Source organism: Geodermatophilus sp. CPCC 205761, assembly GCF_051383655.1.
Lineage (GTDB): Bacteria > Actinomycetota > Actinomycetes > Mycobacteriales > Geodermatophilaceae > Geodermatophilus.
Genome location: NZ_JALPKQ010000002.1, coordinates 91,782 through 110,187, shown reverse-complemented (window position 1 = coordinate 110,187; position 18,406 = coordinate 91,782). Strand labels below are relative to the sequence as shown.

The following is an 18,406-nucleotide window of genomic DNA, read 5'->3' as shown; positions in this document are numbered from 1 at the left end:
TGCTGCCACGATGCGGGCACCGGCCGCCACGGAGCGCCTCGCGGCCGGCTGACCCGATCACGACGCCCCACCTCCGGAGGCCCGTCATGCCCGATGCGCCCAGCGACACCGCGCTCTCCGCCCGATCAGGCGGCGAGCTGTTCACCGAGGAGGGCTCCGCCGAGGTGGTCGCCGCCAGCTTCGCGGCCACCCCGGACGCGCGGCTGAGGCAGGTGCTGACCTCGCTGGTGCGGCACCTGCACGCCTTCGTCAAGGACGTCGAGCTGACCGAGGAGGAGTGGGGGGTCGCGATCGACTTCCTCACCCGGACCGGGCAGATGAGCAACGAGGTGCGGCAGGAGTTCATCCTGCTGTCCGACGTCCTCGGCGTCTCGATGCTGGTGGAGACGATCAACCACCGCACCGGGGGGACCGCCACCGAGTCCACGGTGCTGGGTCCGTTCCACATGGTGGCGTCCCCGGAGCGGGAACTGGGCGACGACATCAACCTCGACCGCAAGGGCACGCCGTGTCTGGTGTCGGGGCGGGTGACCGGTCCGGACGGGGAGCCGCTGGCCGGCGCCAGCGTGGACGTGTGGCAGACCAACGAGGACGGCTTCTACGACGTCCAGCAGCCCGGCATCCAGCCGGCGGGCAACCTGCGCGGGCTGTTCACCGCCGACGCCGACGGGCGGTTCTGGTTCCGGTCGGTGGTGCCGCGGTTCTACCCGATCCCCGACGACGGCCCGGTCGGGCAGTTGCTGGCGGCGACCGGCCGGCATCCGAACCGGCCGGCGCACCTGCACTTCATCGTCGCAGCCCAGGGCTACCGGCCGGTGACCACGCACGTGTTCGTCGCCGACAGCCCCTATCTGGACTCCGATGCGGTCTTCGGGGTGAAGGAGAGCCTGATCCGCGAGGTGCCCGAGGTCGACGACCCGGCCCGGGCGGCGGAGCTGGGCCTGCCCAACCCGTTCCGCACGCTGACGTTCGACCTGTCCCTGCTGCGGGCCGGCGACGCCCCGCCGGCGGCGCAGCCGGCGCAGGTGCAGCCGACCGTGGTGCGCGGAGCGCCGTCGTGATCGGCCCGTTCACCTACCAGGCGCTGCCCATGCGGGTCGTGTTCGGCGCCGGCTCGCTGGCCTCGTTGCCCGGCGAGGTCGAGGCCCTCGGGCTGACCCGGGTGCTGGTGCTGTGCTCCCCGGAGCAGGAGGCCACCGGCGAGCAGGTCGCCGCCGCGCTGGGCGACAAGGCCGCCGGGGTGCTGGCCGAGGCGCGGATGCACGTGCCGGTCGAGGTCGCCCGCCGAGCCCGGGAGGTGGCCGCCGAGCGGGGCGCCGACGGCTGCGTCACCGTCGGCGGCGGGTCGGCGGTCGGGCTGGGCAAGGCGATCGCCCTCGAGCAGGACCTGCCGGTGATCGCCGTCCCGACGACCTACGCCGGGTCGGAGATGACGCCGGTGTGGGGGCTGACCGAGGGCGGGCAGAAGCGCACCGGCCGCGATCTGCGGGTGCTGCCCCGCAGCGTGCTCTACGACCCGGAGCTGACGGTCACCCTCCCCGCGCAGCTGTCGGCCACCTCCGGGATGAACGCGATCGCCCATTCCGTCGAGGGCCTGTACGCCCCCGACGCGACGCCGATCGTCTCGCTGATGGCCGAGGAGGGCGTGCGCGCCCTGGCCGCCGCCCTGCCCCGGGTCGTGGCCGACGGGTCCGACCTCGAGGGCCGCGGCGAGGCGCAGTACGGCGCCTGGCTGTGCGGCGCGGTGCTGGCCGCGACGACGATGTCGCTGCACCACAAGCTCTGCCACACCCTCGGCGGCACGCTGGACCTGCCGCACGCCCAGACGCACACCGTCGTCCTGCCGCACGCGCTGGCCTACAACCAGCCCGCCGCCCCGGACGCGGTCGCCGCGCTGGCCCGCGCCCTCGGCGGCGTGCCGGACCCGGCCGCCGAGCTGTGGCAGCTGGCCGGCCGGCTCGGCGCCCCCCGCTCGCTGCGCGAGCTGGGCATGGCGGAGGCGGACATCCCGCGGATCGCCGACCTCGCCGTCGCCGATCCGTACGCCAACCCCCGGCCGGTCACTCGCGACGGCGTCGAGGCCCTGCTCCGTGCCGCGTGGACCGGGGCACCACCCCCGGCAGACCCCACCACGGCACCGGCAGCACGCGGCTGAGGGCCCGTCCACCATCGACAGAGAGGCGCGCAGCATGCGGATCGGACTCATCGGGCTCGGCAGGATCGGGGCGTTCCACGCCGGCACGCTGGCCGGGATCCCGGCGATCGAGTCGCTCGTGGTCACCGACCTCGTCCCGGCGAAGACCGAGCAGGTGGTCGACCGCCACCGGGCCGACGGGGTCGAGGGGGTCGACTCCGTGGCGGCGCTGCTCGCCTCCGGCGTCGACGGGGTGGTCATCGCGGCGGGGACCGACGCGCACCCCGAGCTGGTCCTCGCCTGCGTGGAGGCCGGGTTGCCGACGCTGTGCGAGAAGCCGGTGGCGCAGACCGGAGCGGCGGGAGCCGAGCTGCTCCGCCGGCTCGAGGGCTCCACCGTGCCGGTCCAGATCGGCTTCCAGCGCCGGTACGACGCCGCCATCGCCGCGGCCCGGGCTGCGGTCGTCAGCGGGGAGCTCGGCTGGATCACCACGATCCGGTCCACCACGCTCGACCCCGAGCCGCCGCCTCCCGAGTACGTGGCGGTCTCCGGAGGGATGTTCCGCGACTGCGGCGTGCACGACTTCGACGCCATCCGCTGGGTCACCGGCCAGGAAGCCGTCGAGGTGTACGCCACCGGCAGCAACCGGGGCGCGGACTTCTTCCGCCGCTACGACGACGTCGACACCTCCGCCGCCATCGTCACCTTCGCCGACGGCGCGCTCGGGGTCGTGTCGAACACCCGCTACAACGGGCGCGGCTACGACGTGCGGCTGGAGGTCCACGGCTCGGAGGACAGCGTCGCCGCAGGTGTCGACGACGGGTGGCCGATCCGCGCCACCGAACCCGGGATCGGCTTCCCGGCCGGCCCGCCGCACCGGTTCTTCATGGACCGGTTCCAGCCGGCCTTCCGGGCGGAGTTCGAGACCTTCCTCGAGGTCGTCGCCGGGGAGCGGCCCTCGCCGTGCACGGTCGCCGACGGGCTGGAGGCGGACTGGATCGCCGAGGCCTGCGCCCGGTCGTGGAAGGAACACCGGCCGGTGCGGATCGACGAGGTGCGCATCGCATGACCGGCACCGGTGCCGAGCCCGGTGAACCGCTCCGGATCGGCGTGCTGGGCGCGGCCCGCATCGCCGAGCTGGCCATCGTCGGGCCGGCCCGGGCGACCGGAACCCGCCTGGTGGCGATCGCCGCCCGCGACCGGGCGCGCGCCTCGGGGTTCGCGGCGGAGCACGGGGTGGAACAGGCGCTGGACTCCTACGCCGACGTCGTCGCCGCGCCCGAGGTCGAGGCCGTCTACGACCCGCTGCCCAACGCGCTGCACGGCACCTGGAACCGAGCCGCGATCGACGCCGGCAAGCACGTGCTGTCGGAGAAGCCGTTCGCCGCGAACGCCGAGGAGGCGGCCGACGTCGCGGCCGCTGCCCGCGGCCGCGGCCTGGTCGTCGTCGAGGGCTTCCACTACCTGCACCACCCGGTGACCCGCCGGCTGCACGAGCTCCTGGCCTCCGGGGAGCTGGGGGAGCTGGTGCACGTCGAGACGACGCTGGAGATCCGCGACCCGGGGGCCGACGACCCCCGCTGGTCGCTGGCCCTCGCCGGCGGCGCCACGATGGACCTCGGCTGCTACAGCCTGCACGCCCAGCGGGTCCTCGCGCCGTGGGGTGGCGGGGAACCGGAACTGGTCGACGCCCGGGCGGGGGAGCGGCCCGGTGCGCCGGAGGTGGACGAGTGGCTGGAGGCGCGGCTGCGCTTCCCCTCGGGAGCCACCGGGGTGGCCCGCTGCCACATGGCCAGTGACCGCCGGCAGATGACCTACCGGGTCGTCGGGAGCCGCGGCGAGGCGCTCGTCGCGAACTTCGTCGAGCCGCACCTGGACGACCGGCTGGTCATCGAGACGCCGGCCGGCCGGCACGTGGAGCGCCACGGCACGCGGTCGTCGTACACCTACCAGCTGGAGGCGTTCGTCCGGGCCGTTCGGGAGGGGGTGCCGATGCCGATCGACGCCGACGACGCCGTCGCCACGATGCGGTTGATCGACGCGTGCTACGTGGCCGCCGGACTGCGGCCCCGGCCGCGGCTGGGGGCGACGGGCGCGCACCCGGTTCGGTAGGCCCGCCCAGGAGGGGCGCACCCGGGCCGGGAGCACTTCACAACCCGGCGGGTGGGGAGCACGCTGCAGATCACTGTCCCAGCGCCGGGGGAGGTGAGCCGTGAGTGCAGCCGCCGCCGTCTTCGAGCCGAGGCTCGCACCGTGTGGACGCAGGCACGGCGGCGAGCAGTACGTGACCGAGGACCACCAGGGCCTGATCACCGAGGACCTGCGCTACTCCTGCGGCTGCCGAAGCACCAGGGAGGAGTTCCACGACGGCAGCGTCCACCGCATGGTCGTCCACCACAGCGGCAAGGTGCTGGCCGACGAGGAGTGGCGAGGTGAGTGACGTCGTACGCGCCGCGCACGACGTCCTGATCGTGGGAGGAGGCGCAGCCGGCCTCCGGGCTGCCATCGCCCTCGCCGAGACCGACGCCCGGCTCGACGTCGCCGTGATCTCCAAGGTCTATCCGATGCGCAGCCACACGGTGTCGGCCGAGGGCGGCGCCGCCGGCGTCATCGCCGCCGACGACAGCCTCGACGAGCACTGCTACGACACGGTGTCGGGCAGCGACTGGCTCGGCGACCAGGACGCCATCGAGGCCTTCGTCCGGGAGGCCCCCGAGGAGCTCCTGCAGCTCGAGCACTGGGGCTGCCCCTGGAGCCGGCGTCCGGACGGCCGCGTCGCGGTCCGCGCGTTCGGCGGCATGAAGAAGATGCGCACCTGGTTCGCCGCGGACAAGACCGGGTTCCACATGCTGCACGCGCTGTTCCAGACGTCGCTGAAGTACGGCGAGGTCCGGCGGTACGACGAGGAGTTCGTCACCCGGCTGCTGGTCGACGACGGCCGGGTGCACGGCGTCGTGGCGATCGGGCTGATGACCGGGCGGATCCAGGCGATCACCGCGAAGGCCGTCGTCCTGTGCACCGGCGGCTGCGGCAAGGTCTTCCCGTTCACCACGAACGCCAACATCAACACCGGCGACGGCATGGCCCTGGCCTATCGCGCGGGCGCGCCGCTGAAGGACATGGAGTTCGTGCAGTACCACCCGACCGGTCTGCCGTTCACCGGCATCCTCATCACCGAGGCCGCCCGTGCCGAAGGTGGCTGGCTGCTGAACAAGGACGGCTACCGCTACCTGCAGGACTACGACCTGGGCAAGCCGACCCCGACCCCCGAGCTCAGGAGCATGGAGCTCGGCCCCCGCGACCGCCTGTCACAGGCCTTCGTGCACGAGGTCGAGAAGGGCCGCACCACCGACTCGCCCTACGGCCCGATCGTCCACCTCGACCTGCGGCACCTGGGCGAGAAGCTCATCGACACGAAGCTGCCCTTCGTGCGCGAGCTCTGCCTGAAGTACGAGCGGATCGACCCCGTGCACGAGCTGGTCCCGGTCCGCCCGGTGGTGCACTACATGATGGGCGGGGTCTCCACCGACATCGACGGAGCGACCCCCCTCGGAGGGCTGTACGCCGCGGGCGAGACCGCGTGCGTGAGCATCAACGGAGCCAACCGGCTCGGCTCCAACTCGCTGCCCGAGTGCCTGGTGTTCGGCGCGCGGGCGGGTCGGGCGGCGGCCGAGTACGCCGCCACCGCGGGCGGGACGCCGTCCGTCGTCGAGGCCCAGGCGGCCGACGAGGTGCGCCGCCTGGAGCGGGACCTCCTCGGCAAGGGACCGGGCACCGAGAGCATCGCCGCGATCCGCGACGCCATGCAGGCCACGATGGAGGACGCCGCGGGCATCTTCCGGACCGGACCCGCGATGGCCAAGGGCGCGGACACCCTCGCCGAGCTGCAGGAGCGCGTCGGCAACGTCGGCCTCGCGGACGCGAGCCGTGCGTTCAACACCGAGCTCACGGCCGCCCTCGAGCTGGTCAACATGCTCGACATCAGCGAGTGCGTCCTCCAGTCCGGCATGCAGCGTGAGGAGTCGCGGGGGGCGCACCAGCGCACCGACTTCCCGGGCCGCGACGACGAACGCTTCCTGACCCATCTGCTGGTTCTCCGCGATCCCGACGGGACGGCGCGGGTCGAGCGCCTCCCGGTGACCATCACCCGCTGGCCCCCGGGCGAGCGGGTCTACGGCAGGTAGACATGGCGGACAGCATCCGGCTCAGGGTGTCCCGGTTCCGGCCCGACGAGGACTCGGAGCCGCACTGGCAGGAGTACGACGTCCCCCTGCGGAAGGAGTGGACGGTCCTCGACGGCCTCAACCACGTCAAGAACGAGGTCGACACCACCCTGTCGTTCCGCTGGTCGTGCCGGATGGGCATCTGCGGCAGCTGCGGCATGACCGTCGACGGCGAACCCAAGCTGACCTGCGCGACGTTCCTGAGCGACTACGCACCGGGGCCGGTCACGATCGAGCCGCTGTCGAACTTCCCCGTGATCCGGGATCTCGTCGTCGACCTGACCGACTTCATGGAGAAGCTGCCGCGGGTCAAGCCGTGGATCATCCCGAAGGAAGACCACGGGAACGTCGAACCCGACGTGGAGTTCCTCCAGTCGCCTCAGCAACTGGAGGCCTACAGCCAGTTCAGCATGTGCATCAACTGCATGCTCTGCTACGCCGCCTGCCCGGTGTACGGCCTCGACCCCGAGTTCATCGGCCCGGCCGCGATCGCCCTCGCCGAGCGGTACGACCTCGACTCGCGGGACGTGGGGAACCGGCAGCGCCTCGACGTGCTCATCGAGCACGACGGCGTCTGGGGCTGCACCTTCGTCGGCGAGTGCACGCGGGTCTGTCCCAAGCACGTGGACCCCGCGTCGGCCATCCAGCGCTACAAGCTCAAGGCGGCGCTGCAGACGGTGAAGGCGTTCCTGCTCCCGCGGGGGGCACGGTGACTCCCTCCGCGGGCGCGGTGACTCCCTCCGGGGGTACGCCGACCGGCCTGCGCCCCTACCGCCCCCGGATCTCGACCTGGTGGTGGACCAGGAAGCGGACCTACCTCGTCTTCGTGCTGCGCGAGCTGAGCAGCGTCTTCATCGCCTGGTTCGTGGTCTACCTGGTGCTGTTCCTCTACGCGGTCGGTCGGGGGGAGGCGGCCTACCAGCGCTTCCTCGACTGGGCCTCCTCGCCGTGGGTGACCGCGCTGAACGTCGTCGCGCTGGTCTTCGTGCTGCTGCACACGGTGACCTGGTTCAGCCTCACCCCGCAGGCGATGGGGGTGCGGGTCGCGGGCCAGAAGGTGCCGGACTTCCACATCATCGCCGGCCAGTACACCGGCCTGGTGGTGGTCTCCGGGTTCGTGCTCTGGCTGGTGACGCGATGACGTGGGTGACGCCGTGACCAGGCGGCGGGTGGAGCCGCTCGTGTGGCTGATGTTCAGCGCCGGCGGGGTGCTGGCCGCGGTGTTCCTGCCGAGCCTGATCCTCGTGTTCGGCCTGGCCCTCCCGCTGGGCTGGCTCGACCCGCCGGACCACGGGGACGTGCTCGCCGTCGTCGGCCACCCGGTGACTGTCGTGGTCCTCGTGGGCGCGTTCGTGCTGCTGCTGGTGCACAGCGCCCACCGCTTCCGGTACACGCTGTACGACGGGCTCCAGATCAAGAAGAAGCGGACGGTCGCGGTGCTCTGCTACGGCGCCGCGATCGTGGGCTCGGTCGCCACGCTGGCCGTGCTCCTCGGCGCCGCCGGAGGATGAGCGGGGCCGGCCGCCCGGGCGTCACAGGGCGGGATGGGCGGGCACCCCGCTGGTCTGCTCGATGTCCCGAGCGGCCGTGTCGAGCAGGAGGTGGCTCAGCTCCGACAGCGCCCGGGCCACCGCCAGCTCGTCCCCGATCTCGGGCACGTCGCGGTCCCCGGGGTTGAGCCGCGCGAGCCCGGTCCCGGTCAGGGACTGGCCCTCGGTGCGCAGCCGGGCGACGGCGCGGGTGCGGCCCTCGTGCTCGTCGATGTCGACTTGAACGGTCCACGTCTTGACGGCGTCCATGGCGATCCCATCGGTCGGGGGAGCGGTTCCATTGTGCTGCCGGGGAGCGCCGGCGGACCGGGTCGACTCCATCCGCGTCGGCCCTCGCCCCGGCAGTGCCGGACTCCCTAGCCTGGCCCGGTGACGGATGAGGCAGGACCGTCGGGCAGCCACGTGCACGTCCCGATGAGGGAACGGTCGACCGACGAGCCGCACCGGGCGTCCAGCCCGCTGGAGCTGTTGTTCGACCTGACGTTCGTCGTCGCCGTCGCGAGCATCACGGCGCAGCTCGCCCACGGGATCGCGACCGGACACGCCCTGGACGACCTGACGCCGTTCCTCCAGGTGTTCTTCGCGATCTGGTGGGCGTGGATGAACTTCACCTGGTTCGCCTCGTCCTACGACACCGACGACGTCCCCTACCGGCTCCTGACGATGGTCCAGATGGCGGGCGTGCTGGTGCTCGCGGCGGGGGTGCCGGTCGCCTTCGAGGACGCCGACTACCGCGCCATCACCATCGGCTACCTCGTCATGCGGGTCGGCCTGGTCGCGCAGTGGCTGCGGGCGGGGAGGGAGGACCCCGCGAGCCGGCGCACCGCCGTCCGCTACGCGCTCGGGATCTCGGTCGTCCAGGTCGGCTGGCTCGCCCGCCTCGTGCTCGCGGAGACCGGGGTGCTGCCGGAGGCGTCGCTGCTGCCGGTGTTCCTGGGTCTGGTCGTCCTCGAGCTGGCGGTCCCGCGGTGGGCGGAGCGGGCCCGGTCCACCAGCTGGCACCCGCACCACATCGCCGAGCGCTACGGCCTGTTCACGATCATCCTGCTCGGGGAGAGCGTGCTGGCCGCGTCGACCGGCGTGCAGGCGGCATCAGCGGCGGGGTCGGGTGTGAGCCGGTCCCTGGTGGCCATCGCCCTGGGCGGGCTGGTCCTGCTGTTCGCCCTCTGGTGGCTGTACTTCCTGGAGCCGGCGGGGGAGGGGCTCGCCACCCGGCGCCATCGGTCCTTCGTCTGGGGGTACGGCCACTACGGCATCTTCGCGGCGCTCGCGGCCGTCGGCGCGGGGCTCGAGGTCGCGGTGGAGTCCACCGGCCACCACCTCGAGGTGTCCGAGACCGGCGTCGGCTACGCGGTGGCGGTCCCCGTGGCCGTGTTCCTCGTCCTGCTGTGGGCGGTGCACGCCCCGATCGTGCGCCGGCCGGTCATCCCTCCGGTCCTGATCCTGGGCGCCGCCGTCGTCGTCTTCCTCGTGCCCCTCGCGGCGGGGGCCGTCGGGCTCGCGGTCGTCGTCGTCACCGTCGCCGCCGTGTGCTCGGCCCTCGTCGCGACGACGGTGCTCTCGCGCCCGCGGCGAGCGGGTGTCCGACGACGAGGGGTCCTGGAATGACGATCAGCGAGGTCGACCTCCGCCAGCGGTGGGCCGAGGGCCGGGCGTGCCACGGCGTGTGGAGCGTGCTGCCGGGGGCGGTGACCGGAGAGGTCCTGGCGCGGACCGGCGCGGACTTCGTCGTCGTCGATCTCCAGCACGGCGCCCGGACCGAGGCGGAGCTGCCGGGGGTCGCCGCCGCCGTCACCGCAGCGGGCTCGGTGCCGCTCGTCCGGGCCCGCAGCCCCCACTTCGCCGACGTCGGCCGCCCGCTGGACCTGGGCGCCCGCGGCGTCATCGTGCCCAACGTGCGCGATGCCGGCCACGCGCGGGAGGTCGTCGCCGCCGGCCGGTACGCCCCGGCCGGCGGCCGGTCGATCGGGCGGCTCTCCGGTGGGGCCGACGAGCCCCTGGTGGTGGTGATGGTGGAGTCCGCGACCGCGCTCGACGACCTCGACGCCGTCCTCGCCGTGGAGGGGGTGGACGGGATCTACGTGGGGCCGGGGGACCTCTCGCTGTCCCTGGGGTTGACCGGTGCGGAGCACCGGGCGGAACTGCGCGGGATCCTGTCCTCGATCATCGCGCGGGCCGCAGCGGCGGGCGTGCCCGTCGGCGTCCACGCCCACAGCGGCGAGGAGGCTGCCGGCTACGAGGCCGAGGGGGCGACGATCGTCACGGTCGCCGCCGACGCCGCCGCCCTGGGCGCGGCCGTCGCGCACCACCTCGGTGTCGCCCGCGGCCGGTCGGGGCCGACCCCCGACTGACCGGCCGGGGTCAGCCGGTGGCGACCCCGGTGGCCTCCTGCGCCGGCGTCTGCGGGCGGCCACGGTCGCGGGGCATGAGGAGCACCGCGGCGAGCATCGCCACGGCCAGCACCGTCGTCGCCAGGAAGACGTGGTGCACCGCGGTGGTGAGCGCCTCCGGCGCCACCCGGTCGCCCTCCACCCCCGACCGGCCGAGGGTCGCGTTGACGATCGCGCCGAAGACGGCGACCCCGACGGCGCTGCCCGCGGAGCGGAAGAACATGTTGGAGCCGGTGACCACCCCGCGCTGGTGCCACTGGACCGCCGCCTGCGCGGCGATCAGCGTCGGCGCCGCGGTGAACCCCATGCCCAGACCGATCACGAACGAGGTCGCGCCGACCTGGACCACGCTGGAGGACCCGTCGAGCAGGAGCAGCAGCGCCGCGCCGAGGACGACGACGGCGGCGCCGATGAGCGCGGTGGACCGGATGCCGATCCGCAGGTAGACCCGGCCGGACAGCGCCGCCGAGATCGGCCAGCCCATCGTGAGCGCGGCCAGCGCGAAGCCGGCGACCAGGGGACCCGTGCCCAGCACGTCCTGGACGAACGTCGGCACGTACGACGTCAGGCCGAGCAGGACGGCCCCGACGCAGGCGGCGACCAGGTTCGTCGCGACGAGCAGCCGGTTCCGCAGCAGCCGGAGCGGGACGACCGGATCGGCCGCCCGGCGCTCGATGAGGACGAACACCCCGAGCAGGACGGCGCCGCCGGCGAGGACGGCGATGCTCTGCGGGGACCGCCACGCCCAGGCCTGGCCGCCCTCGAGCAGGCCGAGGATCAGCAGGGTGAGGGCGACGGTGAGCGTCGCGGCCCCGGCGTGGTCGATCCGCGGACGGCGCCGGTCGACCCGCTCGGTGAACCGCAGGCCGATCGCCGCCGCGGCGATCAGGCACAGCGGGATGTTGACGAGGAAGATCCACCGCCAGCTGACGTACTGGGAGAGGACGCCGCCGAGCGTCGGGCCCACGACCGACGAGACGGCCCAGACGCTGGCGATGTAGCCCTGCACCTTCGCCCGCTCCTCCAGCGAGTACAGGTCCCCGACCATCGTCATCGCCATCGGCTGGACCGCGCCGGCACCCAGGCCCTGCACCGCCCGGAACGCGATGAGGGCGCCCATGCTCCACGCCAGGCCGCAGAGGATCGAACCGAGGAGGAACAGGCCGATGCCGACGAGCATCACCGGCTTGCGGCCGAAGACGTCGGCCAGCTTGCCGTAGACCGGGACCGTCACCGCCTGCGCGAGCAGGTAGACGGAGAACAGCCACGGGAACTCGGCGAAGCCGCCGAGGCTGGCCACGATCGACGGGACGGCGGTGGCGATCACGGTCGCGTCGATGGCGACCAGGGCGGTGGACAGCATGATCCCGACGAGGACCGGGCCACGCTCCGACCGGAAGCCGACACCCGACGACGCTGCGGCCCGCTCCACGCTCACCGCTCCGAGGTTAGGGCGGCGGAGGCATCCCCACTGGGCCGCCTCGACGCCGCCGGCGGGGTCTCACCCGGCGAGGCCGTCCAGGATGCCGACGATCCCGGCGGGGCGGAGCTGGAACCGCAGATGGCTGCTGACCAGCGAGCGCACGTCGAACGGCCGGTCGGCGAGGAGCGCGTCGGCCTCGGGGACCGCTCCGTGGACGGTGCGCGGGTCAGGCGGGCTCGGGCACGCCTCCGGGGTCGCCGCCGGGATCGTCCGGTGTCGACTCGATCGGCGGGGGCGGGAGCGGCTGGGGGGCGTCGGGGAGCAGCTCGGCCGGATCGTCCGGCACCGGCTGGTCGGGATCGATCTCCGGACCCGGCTCCGGCAGGGGTGCGACCATGCGAGAAGTGAACCAGCGCGGTCGCGGCATCGGAGAGTCTCCCGTCGCCGTCATCCCGGCCGGCCGGCAGCGGGCGCGACCACCTGCCCTCGGGCCGCGCTCGCCCGTGCGGCCTCGAGCACCGCGAGGCAGCTGACCGCGTCCCACGGGTCGACCGGGGGCGGCCCGTCCCCCCGGACGGCGCGGGCGAAGCCGGTGTAGAAGGCGCTCCAGTCCCCGCGCTGCGAGGGCACGGGGACGGCGACGCCGCCGCGGTGGACGGCACCCCACCGGCTCTCGGGGACCGTGCCCCACGCGGCGCCCTCCGACCGGGGCGTCCGGCCGGCCATCAGCGGCGCGGTCTGTCCGTCGTCGTCGGGTACGACCAGGGTGGCCGCGGCGCCGTCGACCCGGAAGCGCGAGCCGACGTCCCCCTGCCGCGCCCAGTTGCCGGTCACGTGCGAGGTCACCCCGCCGTCGTGCCGGAGGGCCACGAAGAACCCCGCGTCGACCCCGTCCACACCCGGCGCCATGGTCAACTCGGCGTAGACCGACCGGACCGGGCCGAACAGGTGCAGCGCCTGGTCGACCGCGTGGCTGCCCAGGTCGAGCAGCGCGCCGCCGCCGGTCACCGGGAGGCCCTCCGGCTGCGGCGCCTGCTCCATCCGGGACTCGACGTGCAGGACCTCCCCGAGCGTGCCCGCGGCGACCACCTCCCGGACGGTCCGGTAGTCCGCGTCCCACCGCCGGTTCTGGTAGACCGTCAGCAGGACGCCGGCCCGCTCGGCGGCGAGCACGGTCTCCCGCGCTGCCGCCGCGTCGCGGGCGAACGGCTTGTCGCAGACGACCGGCAGCCCGAGGTCGATCGCCTCGTGCACGAGCGGGACGTGCGAGTCGAGCGGCGTGGTGACCACGACCGCGTCCACGCCGGCGTCGGCCAGCTCGGCGAGGCTGCCCGCGACCGGTACGCCGGGGAGGTCGGCCGCGAGCGCCGCGCGCCGTTCGGGCGACCGGACGACGACGCCGCCCAGCTCGCAGCCCTCGGCGTGCTCGATCAGCGGAGCGTGGAAGAGGCGGCCGCCCTTGCCGTAGCCGACCAGGCCGATCCGCACCGGCGGCGCGCTCATGCGACCGCCACGGCGACACAGGGGTTCTCCACGGCGCACTCCGTCCCGGGCGGCGTCCTGCGGGGCGGCTTCCGACTCTGCGCGACACCGCGGCGCAGGTCAACACTTTGTCAGTACAAACGGGTCGAGTCCGGACCGCGCCGCGTCGGTCGGACGGCCCCGATCCCACCCCGGTGGAGCTCCGGCACGGAGGGGGACCACACTCGGCCAGTCCCGCCGCGACCGACCGTGAGCCGGGGACCCCGCTGCCCGAGGAGGATCCGTTGACCAGCCCCAGAGCCCTGCTGCTGGAGAACATCGACCCGGTGGCGGTAGAGCTGCTGTCCTCGGCCGGCTACGAGGTGGAGTCGGTGCGGGGAGCACTGGACGAGGCGGACCTGGCCGCCGCGCTGGACGGCGTCCACCTGCTGGGGATCCGGTCCAAGACGCAGGTGACCAAGGGGGTCCTGCAGGAACGTCCGGGGTTGGCGGCGGTGGGCGCCTTCTGCATCGGCACCAACCAGATCGACCTCGCCGCGGCGGCCGCCGCGGGGGTGGCGGTGTTCAACGCGCCGTACTCCAACACCCGCAGCGTCGTCGAGCTGGCGATCGCGGAGATCATCAGCCTGGCCCGGCGGCTGAACGACCGGGACCGCGCGCTGCACGCCGGGATCTGGGACAAGTCGGCCACCGGCAGCCACGAGATCCGCGGCCGGACACTCGGCATCGTCGGCTACGGCAACATCGGCAGCCAGCTGTCCGTGCTGGCCGAGGCCCTGGGCATGCGGGTGCTGTTCCACGACCTGGAGGACAAGCTCGCCCTGGGCAACGCCGAGGCCTGCGGCAGCCTGGAGGAGCTGCTCGAGCGAGCGGAGACCGTGACGCTGCACGTCGACGGGCGGGCCGGGAACGCGGGGCTGTTCGGCGCCGAGCAGTTCGCCCGGATGCGCCGCCGCAGCCTGTTCCTCAACCTGTCCCGCGGGTTCGTCGTCGACCACGAGGCGCTGCGCGAGCACATCCTCAGCGGCCACATCGCAGGCGCGGCCGTCGACGTGTTCCCCGACGAGCCCAAGGAGCAGGGGGACGAGTTCTCCTCGGTGCTGCGCGGGCTGCCCAACGTCATCCTCACCCCGCACGTCGGCGGGTCGACCCAGGAGGCCCAGTACGACATCGGGCGGTTCGTCGCCGGCAAGCTGGCCGACTACACGGTCACCGGGACGACGACGCTGAGCGTGAACCTGCCGGCGGTGGCCCTGCACGGGTCCTCGGCGGCCCGCTTCGCGCTGCTGCACCGCAACGTGCCGGGTGTCCTGGCCCGCGTCGACGCGCTGATCGGCGAGCACGGCCTCAACGTCGACGGTCAGGTCCTGGCCACCCGCGGTGAACTCGGCTACGTCGTGACCGACGTCAACGGCGCACTGCCCTCGGCCCTGCAGGCCTCGCTCGAGGCGCTGCCCGAGACCGTCCGCCTGACGGTCTTTCCCGAGCGACCCTGAGCCGGCGGTCGGGCAGGGGCATCCGTCAGCTGCCGGTGGTGGATCCCGCAGCCGACGCCGTCCCGCTCGCGGTCGCGAGGTGAGCGGTCGCCTGCGCCAGGTGCACCAGGTCGGAGGCGACGGTCGCGAAGGTGAACCCCTCGGTCAGGCGCTGGGTGGCCTGCTCGCCCGAGTCGGTGTGGATCCCGGCGGCGACCCCGGCAGCGGCGGCGGCCTCGCGCACCCTGGTCAGCGCCGCCTGGCCGCGGCGCCCGGCCCCCGGCTCGCCGGCGGCGGTGCTGAGGCAGGCTGCGAGGTCGTGATGACGGACAGGACGGGGTGGGGCCGGCTGCTGCCCACCCGGCGCCCGGCGGTGGCGCTCCCGGCCATGCCGGCCACCCCCGGCCACGCGTGGGCGTTGCTGCGCCGGCCGGCGGTCCAGCGCGGCATCCGGGCGGCGATCGCGGCCGGGCTGGCGTGGCAGGTCGCCGTCCTCCTGCCGCCGGTGCTGTCGGACTACGCCTACTACGCCCCCCTGGGCGCCGTGATCGCGGTCCACCCCACCGTGGCCGACTCGGCCGGGGCGGCCTGGCGCACCGTGCTCGCGATCATGCTCGGCTTCGGCCTCGCCGTCGTGGTCTACGAGGCGACGCCGTCGTTGCCCGGCGCGCTCACCATCGCGCTGCTGGTGGCCCTCGCGATCGGGGTGGAGAAGTGGCGGCTGCTCGGCCAGCAGGCCGGCTGGGTCAGCTTCGCCGCCGTCCTCATGCTCACCGTGGGCGCCGAGGACCCCGGCTCCTACGTCCTGCGCTACGCCGGGCTCACCCTGATCGGCGCGGTGGTCGGGGTCCTCGTCACGACCGTCCTGTTCCCGCCGCTGCAGCTGACCCAGGCGGTGGAGCAGATCGACCGCACCCGGGACATGCTGGCCGGGCACCTGGAGCAGATGGCCGCCCGGCTGGCCCGCGACCAGGTCCCCTCGCCGGCCGAGGAGCGACGGTGGATGGCGGCGCTCGGCCCCGAGCTGGACCGGATGCGCCGCGCCGAGGCCCTCGTCGAGCGGGCGCGGCAGGCCAACCCGCGAGCCCGCCGCTGGCAGGAGGCCGCGGCGCGCATCCGCGCGGAGTCGCGGGCCCTGGACCGCGTGGCCGTCCTCATCGACGACCTCACCGCGCTCGTCTCCGAACGGCAGCCGCACCGTCGCGGGGACCGGACCGACGTCGGCACCGCCCACCTCCTCAGCGACGCCCTCGCCGGGCTCGCCGGCGTGCTGCGGAACCCCTACCACTCCGGCGACGGGACGACGCCCGACCCGAGGACCGAGCAGATCGACGCCGCCCGGGAGGCGCTGGACCGGATCGTCGAGCGGCTGAGCTCCCTCCCCAGGCACCGGTCCCTGATGTCCCTGAGTGCCGTGGTGGTCGGGGTGCAGCGCGGCCTCATGGCTCTCGAGGCGTACGAGCCCGACTGACCGCCCGGCCCGTCCGGCGGGCACCATGACAGGCGGACGGCACCGCATCGAGTCGCGCGCAGGGGAGGGAGTGCATGCCCGCCCCGATCGTCGACGTCATGGCCGCGGCGGATCCCGTCGCGGTGGTGCTGGACGCGCATGCGCGCGGGGCGTCGATCGCCCTGCGGACGTCGGGCACGACCAGCGGGCCCCGGTCGGTCGTCCGGACGGCGGCGTCGTGGGTCGACTCGTTCCCGGCCTTCTCCGGCCTGACGGGGATCGACGCCGGCGCGAGGGTCTGGGTGCCGGGGCCGCTGTCGGCCACCATGAACCTGTTCGCGGCGGTCCACGCGCGGTGGATCGGTGCCGCGGTCACCGGCTCTCCGGACGGCGCCACGCACGCGCAGCTGACCCCGGCGGCCCTGGCGGCGGCACTCGACGCCGGCACGCCGCTGGACGGCGTGCACGTGGTCGTGGCCGGTGACCGGCTGGGGGAGGGGCCGGCCCGGAGGGCGGCGGCGGCCGGGGTCCGCACGAGTCACTACTACGGCGCCGCCGAGCTGTCCTTCGTCGCCTGGGGGACGCACGAGGCGGACCTGCGGCCCTTCCCCGGCGTCGAGGTGTCCGTCCGGGACGGGTGCGTCTGGGCCCGCTCGCCCTGGCTGAGCCAGGGGTACGCCGGCGAGCCGGGGCCGTTGCGGATCGCCGCCGACGGATACGCGACGGTCGGTGACCGCGGGCGCCTGCGCGACGGCGTGCTCGCCGTGACCGGCCGGGACGAGGGCACCGTGGTCACCGCCGGCGCGACGGTGGTGGTCTCCGACGTGGAGCAGGCGCTGCGCCGGGCCACCGGCGGTGACCTCCTCGTCCTCGGGGTCGAGCACCCGCGCCTGGGTGCCCAGTTGGTCGCGGTCGTCGCCGACCGGGAGGTGCACGCCCGGGCCTTCGCCGCGGCGCGCAGCGGGCTGTCCCGCAGCCACCGCCCGGTCCGGTGGTATCTGGCGGCGGAGCTGCCGCTGACCGCGGCGGGGAAGATCGACCGGGCCGCGCTGGCCGCGCTGGTCACCCGGCGGGCGTTGACCGGTCTGCCGCCTCCCGGGCGGGCGGGGTGACCCGGCGCGAGGACCGGCCGGTGATCGTGCAGGCGCTCCGCACGCCGATCGGAACGGCCGGGATGTCGCTGGGCTCGGCCTCGGCGGCCGACCTCGCCGCGCCGGTGATCGACGCCGTGGCGGCCGGGCTCGGAGAGCACGCCGCCGCCGTCCGCGAGGTGGTGCTCGGCAACTGCATGGGCCCGGGGGGCAACCTGGCCCGGGTCGCCGCCCTGCAGGCGGGCCTGCCGGTGACGGTTCCCGGGCTCACGGTCGACCGGCAGTGCGGCAGCGGCCTGGCCGCGATCGTGCAGGCCGCTTCGACCGCGCGCGACGAGGCCGGGCTGGTGCTGGCCGGGGGAGTGGAGTCGCCGTCGACCGCGCCGTGGCGGTGCTGGCCGCCGGCTCCGGGCGGGGAGCCGACGAGGTACACGCGGGCGCCGTTCGCGCCGGCCGAGACCGGGGACCCGGACATGGGCCCGGCCGCCGACGCGCTCGCCGCGGACTTCGCCGTCTCCCGTGCCCGCCAGGACGACTACGCCGCCCGCTCGCACGCCCGGGCCGTGGCCACCCAGCGGGCCGGCGGGTTCACCGCCGAGATCGTCCCGGTCGCCGGTGTGGACCGGGACGAGCGACCCCGGGAGCGGTTCACCGCCGAACGGCTGGCCCGGCTGCGGCCCGCCTTCGGGGCCGGTGGCACGGTGACCGCCGGCAACTCCTGCGGCATCAACGACGGCGCCGCGGTCGTCGCGGTGGCCGACGCGGGCAGCCACCGGCGGATGGGGGTCCCGGCCCTGCGGATCCTGGCGACCGCCACGGCGGGGGTGGACCCCAACCGGCCCGGGCTGGGCATCGTGCCCGCCACCCGGACGGCGCTCGGCCGGGCGGGGCTGACGCTGGACGACATGGACGTCATCGAGTTCAACGAGGCCTTCGCCGGACAGGTGCTCGCCTGCTGCACGGCGCTGCACCTCGATCCCGAGCGGGTCTGCCCGGAGGGGGGAGCGCTCGCCCTCGGCCACCCCTGGGGCGCCTCCGGCGCGGTGCTGGTCGTCCGGCTGTTCACCCAGCTGCTGCGGGGCGGCGGCGGGCGGTACGGGCTCGCCGCCATCGCCGTCGGCGGGGGACAGGGCGTGGCCCTGGTGGTGGAAGCCTGCGCCTGAGGCAGGCCGGGACGACGGCGGGAGA

The 18,406-nt window shown here is 74.5% G+C and carries 20 protein-coding genes; 15 read left to right on the top strand and 5 right to left on the bottom strand.

Annotated features, from left to right (window positions below):
• The first annotated feature begins 86 nt into the window (after positions 1 to 86).
• From MY526_RS02040 to frdD, 9 genes are all read left to right on the top strand, one after another.
• Positions 87 to 1,061 (top strand): intradiol ring-cleavage dioxygenase, encoded by a 975-nt coding sequence (locus tag MY526_RS02040; protein ID WP_436689493.1) that lies wholly within the window; start codon positions 87 to 89, stop codon positions 1,059 to 1,061.
• A complete protein-coding gene (locus MY526_RS02035) occupies positions 1,058 to 2,155 on the top strand; it encodes a maleylacetate reductase (protein ID WP_436689495.1) in 1,098 nt (365 codons plus the stop codon). Before MY526_RS02040 ends, MY526_RS02035 begins: the two co-directional genes overlap by 4 nt.
• A gap of 34 nt (positions 2,156 to 2,189) precedes the next feature.
• Entirely contained in the window at positions 2,190 to 3,203 is a 1,014-nt protein-coding gene (locus tag MY526_RS02030; protein WP_436689497.1) for a Gfo/Idh/MocA family protein, read from the top strand.
• Positions 3,200 to 4,246, top strand: a complete 1,047-nt coding sequence (locus tag MY526_RS02025; protein WP_436703123.1) for a Gfo/Idh/MocA family protein — start codon at positions 3,200 to 3,202, stop codon at positions 4,244 to 4,246. Before MY526_RS02030 ends, MY526_RS02025 begins: the two co-directional genes overlap by 4 nt.
• A 100-nt stretch (positions 4,247 to 4,346) precedes the next feature.
• A complete protein-coding gene (locus tag MY526_RS02020) occupies positions 4,347 to 4,574 on the top strand; it encodes a hypothetical protein (RefSeq protein WP_436689501.1) in 228 nt (75 codons plus the stop codon).
• Positions 4,567 to 6,318 (top strand): fumarate reductase (quinol) flavoprotein subunit, encoded by a 1,752-nt coding sequence (gene frdA, locus MY526_RS02015; RefSeq protein WP_436703122.1) that lies wholly within the window; start codon positions 4,567 to 4,569, stop codon positions 6,316 to 6,318. Before MY526_RS02020 ends, frdA begins: the two co-directional genes overlap by 8 nt.
• Before the next feature lie 2 nt (positions 6,319 to 6,320).
• The gene (locus tag MY526_RS02010) at positions 6,321 to 7,070 is read left to right on the top strand and encodes a succinate dehydrogenase/fumarate reductase iron-sulfur subunit (RefSeq protein ID WP_436689505.1); all 750 of its coding nucleotides are present in this window, start codon (positions 6,321 to 6,323) and stop codon (positions 7,068 to 7,070) included.
• Positions 7,067 to 7,498: a hypothetical protein gene (locus MY526_RS02005; RefSeq protein ID WP_436703121.1), complete on the top strand. Its 432-nt coding sequence runs from the start codon at positions 7,067 to 7,069 to the stop codon at positions 7,496 to 7,498. Before MY526_RS02010 ends, MY526_RS02005 begins: the two co-directional genes overlap by 4 nt.
• 13 nt (positions 7,499 to 7,511) lie before the next feature.
• The gene (gene frdD / locus MY526_RS02000; protein ID WP_436689509.1) at positions 7,512 to 7,868 is read left to right on the top strand and encodes a fumarate reductase subunit FrdD; all 357 of its coding nucleotides are present in this window, start codon (positions 7,512 to 7,514) and stop codon (positions 7,866 to 7,868) included.
• Positions 7,869 to 7,889: 21 nt separating this feature from the next.
• Here frdD and MY526_RS01995 read toward each other — a convergent pair whose 3' ends face one another.
• Positions 7,890 to 8,156 carry a DUF1876 domain-containing protein gene (locus MY526_RS01995; RefSeq protein WP_436689510.1) on the bottom strand — a complete coding sequence of 89 codons (267 nt, stop codon included), beginning with the start codon at positions 8,154 to 8,156 and terminating at the stop codon, positions 7,890 to 7,892.
• A 120-nt stretch (positions 8,157 to 8,276) separates the two neighbouring features.
• On the opposite strand from MY526_RS01995, the gene MY526_RS01990 reads away from it, so the two are divergent.
• Entirely contained in the window at positions 8,277 to 9,515 is a 1,239-nt protein-coding gene (locus MY526_RS01990) for a low temperature requirement protein A (protein ID WP_436703120.1), read from the top strand.
• Positions 9,512 to 10,258, top strand: coding sequence for an HpcH/HpaI aldolase family protein (locus MY526_RS01985; protein WP_436703119.1), 747 nt, complete (start codon positions 9,512 to 9,514; stop codon positions 10,256 to 10,258). Before MY526_RS01990 ends, MY526_RS01985 begins: the two co-directional genes overlap by 4 nt.
• Positions 10,259 to 10,268: 10 nt before the next feature.
• On the opposite strand, the gene MY526_RS01980 is transcribed toward MY526_RS01985, so the two are convergent.
• From MY526_RS01980 to MY526_RS01970, 3 genes are all read right to left on the bottom strand, one after another.
• Positions 10,269 to 11,735, bottom strand: a complete 1,467-nt coding sequence (locus MY526_RS01980) for an MDR family MFS transporter (RefSeq protein WP_436689518.1) — start codon at positions 11,733 to 11,735, stop codon at positions 10,269 to 10,271.
• Between the two features lie 211 nt (positions 11,736 to 11,946).
• Entirely contained in the window at positions 11,947 to 12,117 is a 171-nt protein-coding gene (locus tag MY526_RS01975; protein ID WP_436689520.1) for a hypothetical protein, read from the bottom strand.
• Positions 12,118 to 12,167: 50 nt separating this feature from the next.
• A complete protein-coding gene (locus tag MY526_RS01970; protein ID WP_436703118.1) occupies positions 12,168 to 13,223 on the bottom strand; it encodes a Gfo/Idh/MocA family protein in 1,056 nt (351 codons plus the stop codon).
• Positions 13,224 to 13,486: 263 nt separating this feature from the next.
• Here MY526_RS01970 and serA point away from each other — a divergent pair, with 263 nt between their 5' ends.
• On the top strand, positions 13,487 to 14,698 hold the full coding sequence (serA, locus tag MY526_RS01965) for a phosphoglycerate dehydrogenase (protein ID WP_436689524.1): 1,212 nt from the start codon (positions 13,487 to 13,489) through the stop codon (positions 14,696 to 14,698).
• A 25-nt stretch (positions 14,699 to 14,723) separates the two neighbouring features.
• Here serA and MY526_RS01960 read toward each other — a convergent pair whose 3' ends face one another.
• Positions 14,724 to 14,921, bottom strand: coding sequence for a hypothetical protein (locus MY526_RS01960; protein ID WP_436703117.1), 198 nt, complete (start codon positions 14,919 to 14,921; stop codon positions 14,724 to 14,726).
• 78 nt (positions 14,922 to 14,999) lie between these two features.
• On the opposite strand from MY526_RS01960, the gene MY526_RS01955 reads away from it, so the two are divergent.
• The 3 genes from MY526_RS01955 to MY526_RS01945 all read left to right on the top strand — a co-directional run bounded on the left by MY526_RS01955 (position 15,000) and on the right by MY526_RS01945 (position 18,381).
• Positions 15,000 to 16,148 carry an FUSC family protein gene (locus MY526_RS01955; RefSeq protein ID WP_436689526.1) on the top strand — a complete coding sequence of 383 codons (1,149 nt, stop codon included), beginning with the start codon at positions 15,000 to 15,002 and terminating at the stop codon, positions 16,146 to 16,148.
• Between the two features lie 74 nt (positions 16,149 to 16,222).
• The gene (locus tag MY526_RS01950) at positions 16,223 to 17,239 is read left to right on the top strand and encodes a hypothetical protein (protein ID WP_436703116.1); all 1,017 of its coding nucleotides are present in this window, start codon (positions 16,223 to 16,225) and stop codon (positions 17,237 to 17,239) included.
• Between the two features lie 20 nt (positions 17,240 to 17,259).
• A complete protein-coding gene (locus tag MY526_RS01945) occupies positions 17,260 to 18,381 on the top strand; it encodes a thiolase family protein (protein ID WP_436703115.1) in 1,122 nt (373 codons plus the stop codon).
• Positions 18,382 to 18,406 lie beyond the last annotated feature (25 nt).